The sequence below is a fragment of the Sphingomonas sp. ATCC 31555 genome (genome assembly GCF_000282895.1).
Classification (GTDB): domain Bacteria; phylum Pseudomonadota; class Alphaproteobacteria; order Sphingomonadales; family Sphingomonadaceae; genus Sphingomonas.
In genome coordinates this window covers 1-3,473 of sequence record NZ_ALBQ01000055.1, presented here as the reverse complement: position 1 = coordinate 3,473, position 3,473 = coordinate 1, and the positions used below count along the sequence as shown (strand labels likewise).

Genomic DNA, 3,473 nt, shown 5'->3' with positions numbered 1-3,473 from the left:
CAGCAGAAGTTGCCACGCAATACGGGTCAGGTCGGACGCTTACGCTGAGTCGATGCATCACACCGCCGCAACGGGCGCAAGGCCGCTAAGCAGATTGGCGGCAGGGAAGGGGGGTGAGCACGGCAGGATGGTCAGTGCCAACATTCGAACAGCAACGCCCACTAGTCCGCAAATAACATTGGGAAGCATCTTGCGCGCTCGCGGTGCGAGAGCCACGGGAATCAGCCGATGATTGCCTTCATGGGTCGCGAGATCGAAGCAGATCCACTGATTGATGGACAGCGAGTCAGAAAAAAGTCGGGCGCCTCCCGAAGGAAGCGCCCGAATAGGCAAGGGTCCATCTGGGAGCCTTCTACCTAGTGAAGACTAATAATAGGTTAACCATAAATAAAAAGGGCGCGCAATGTTTATCTGGTTTGGGTGGTCCGAATGAAACATCATGCTGCGGATCAATATTGTTACGACACTGGATCAATACTAGGCGTTGGCTCGTAGGTAAAGAAAAGGCGGCCCCGCACCTAAGTGCGGGGCCGCCCTCGTTGCCACGTCCGCTGGATCAGAAGCTGAAGCGGACCGAAGCAGTGACCGTGCGGCCGGTGAGGGTCTGCGCGGTGACGATGCCGGAAGCCGGGATCGCAGCCGAATTGACCGAGACGAAGGCGAGCTTGTCGAACACGTTGAACACGTTCAGGCCGATCTGAATGCCGTCGACCGGGCGAACCTGGACGAACGGGCTGACGATGGCATAGCCCGGCTGCTTCAGCACGTTGTTGTCCTGGGCGAAGCTGCTGGTGGTGCCCAGCACATTGGTGCCGATGGTGAAGTGCTTCACTTCGAACTGCGGCGTCGCCTGGAAGATCAAGTCCGGCTGGTGGCGCGGCGTGTTGCCCACCAGCGTCTTGTCCGCCTTGTCCGCATCAATCGTGGCCTTGGTGTAGGTAGCACCAAGCCGCAACCCGAACGGCCCTTGCTCGAACAGGCCTTCCACTTCAACGCCCTTGGCACTGTAGTCGCGATCGATCTGCAGCACGACGGTGTTGCCGGTGGCGTTGGCGCCGATCTGCAGGTTCTTGTCCTGAGTCGAGGCCCAGAAGCCGGTGGCGAACAGCGTGACGCCGTCCTTGCGGAACTTCACGCCGCCTTCTGCCTGCTTCACCGGCCCATAGGCCATAGCCGGATCGGTCAGCGCGCCGGAGGCGGGGTTGACGGCGGGCGAGAAGAACAGGCGTTCAGCAGTGGCGCGCCCGCCACGGCTGTAGCGCGCGAACACCGACAGCGGTTCTGCGACGCGATAGTTCACGCCGACGGAGTAGGAGGCGTATTTGTAGCTATAGTCTGCCACGCCAGGGCGCGAGAGCGGCAGTACGGCGACCGCACGTTCGGCCGGTGCAATCGTGCCGTCGCGGTTCATGTCGACCGGTGCCGTACCCATGCGTCCGCCGCCGAGATCGGCGCCATAGAGCGTGCCGCTGACCTTTCCGAAATCATAGCGCATGCTGGCGCCGACCGAGAGCGCACCGATCTGGTAGTTGATCGAGCCATAGGGAGCGAACACCCGGTAATCGAGGTCGTAGCGGCGGCGATACGCGGAACCACCCGAGATACCGTAGTTTACCACGCCGCCTTGAGTAACCGAGGTGCCCGTAGCGGTGACCACATCGACATAAGCCGAACCCCCGTTCGGCGCGATGTCGAACACGTTCGTCATCAGGTTCAGGTTTTGCCAGAGCGCCTGCGACGAGGCATAGAACCCGGCAGTTGTCGTCAGCTTGCCCTCGCCGACGTTCCACACGCGACTCCCGCGGAAATCGTTGGTGAAGTTGTCGAGTTTGTCGAGGTCTGAATGGATGGCCAGGCCGTACATCATCAGCCCGTTGCCGTTCAGCGATGCGAGATTGGTGATCGTCTGACCGGACTTCGGGCCAGTGGCATAGCGCAGCGTCGCGCCCGGACCACCCAGCGTCGGTGCTACGGCTACAGCCGGCAGCAACGCCAACGAGCTGCTCTCGTTGTAACTACCCGAGATCGAGGCGTAGCGCATGCGGTTGCTGAACGTCCACCCGGCAATGTCGAACTGCGCTTCCAGGCCGAGCGAAGCCACCTTGCTGCGATTGCCGTCTAGCAGGTTCAGGTTGGTGACGTTGTTGTTACCGTCCAGCGCAAGGATCGACGACTTGAAGCGCGAGTCGAGGGTGTCTTTACGGGGATCGAAGCCAGCAATCGTGCTGTATACGGGATCGGCATTGGTGCCGCGGACGGCAACCGGCATCATCGCGTAGTTGGGTTCGCGGTCGTCAAGATACTTGCCGTAGACACGAACATAGCCGTTCTCGAACGTCTTGGTGACGTTCAGCTTGATCTGGCCGCCCTTGAATGCGTCGAAGCCGGTCGCGCGGGGGCCTTCGCCCTGACGATAGAAGCCGCCTACGTTGAAGCGCACGGTCTTGCTCAGGTGCCCACCATAGTTGAAGTCGACGCGACCGAGTTCATGATCGATGCCTGAGGAGAGCTGGATCGTGCCGCCTTCTTCCTCGCCGGTCTTCGAGATGAAGTTGACCAGGCCGCCCGGCGAGTTGGACGCGAAGGTGGACGCCGAACCGCCACGGATAGCCTGTACCTGGGACAGGCTGAGGTCGGTGCGCAGGAAGGCCGTGGTGGCAGCGAAGTGGATGTCGCCGAACTCGAGCACGGGCAGGCCGTCTTCCTGTATTTGCAGGAACTTCGAGCCGTCGGCAGCCATGGGCAGGCCGCGGATCGTGATTGCGGTCAGGCCGTCGGTGCCGGCGGTTTCGGCGCGGATGCCGGGTATGTTGGCCAACACTTCGGCGATCGAACGAGTCCCGATCTTCTGGATCTGCTCTTCGTCGATCGAGCTTGCAGAGATGGCCGAGTCGAGCAGGTCGCGTCCCTTGGCGACGCCCGTCGTGAACGACTGCTTGGCCGTTGCGGCCGGCGCTGCTTTGGCGCTGCGCGAGGCGGGGGTGCCTTCGCCAAGCGCCTGATCCTGCGCGTGAGCCGCGGTTGCGAAGAGAGCGCACGAAGTCGCCAGCACGAGACGGAAGTTATTCACGGGAGACCCCACTTTTCTGGTTTGTGTCCGGGGCCGTCTGTGCAGGCGAGGCGGTTAAGGAGTGAAAAACGTTACGTAGGGAGTTGTACTAGGAGGATTCGGAGAGCTCGGAAGCCGTCTGCCCGGCTAGCAGCCGAAATCCGAAGGCATTCAAGCACTGGCCGCGACCGAAACTAAGCGGTGCAAAATGCGACTCGAAGGGCGAGCACAAAGCCTCGAGTCGTTTTGCCTAAAGAGCAGAACACGGGTAGAACATCGAAAGCTTACGGCGTTTTGACAATTCGCCGTAAGCCGCGGAATATCGTACGAGAACAAAACGAGAATTTGTAGTAAGGCGCGTTGAAAAATAAGGCTTTCCTCTCGATTCCTAATCGAGAGGTCGGAGGTTCGAATCCTCTCCGGG

Annotated in this window: 1 protein-coding gene; it reads right to left on the bottom strand. The window is 60.8% G+C overall.

All coding sequences use genetic code 11. The annotated features are described in order from the left end of the window. Positions 1-556: 556 nt before the first annotated feature. On the bottom strand, positions 557-3,070 hold the full coding sequence (locus B215_RS0117860) for a TonB-dependent receptor domain-containing protein (protein WP_037514175.1): 2,514 nt from the start codon (positions 3,068-3,070) through the stop codon (positions 557-559). Between the last annotated feature and the right edge of the window lie 403 nt (positions 3,071-3,473).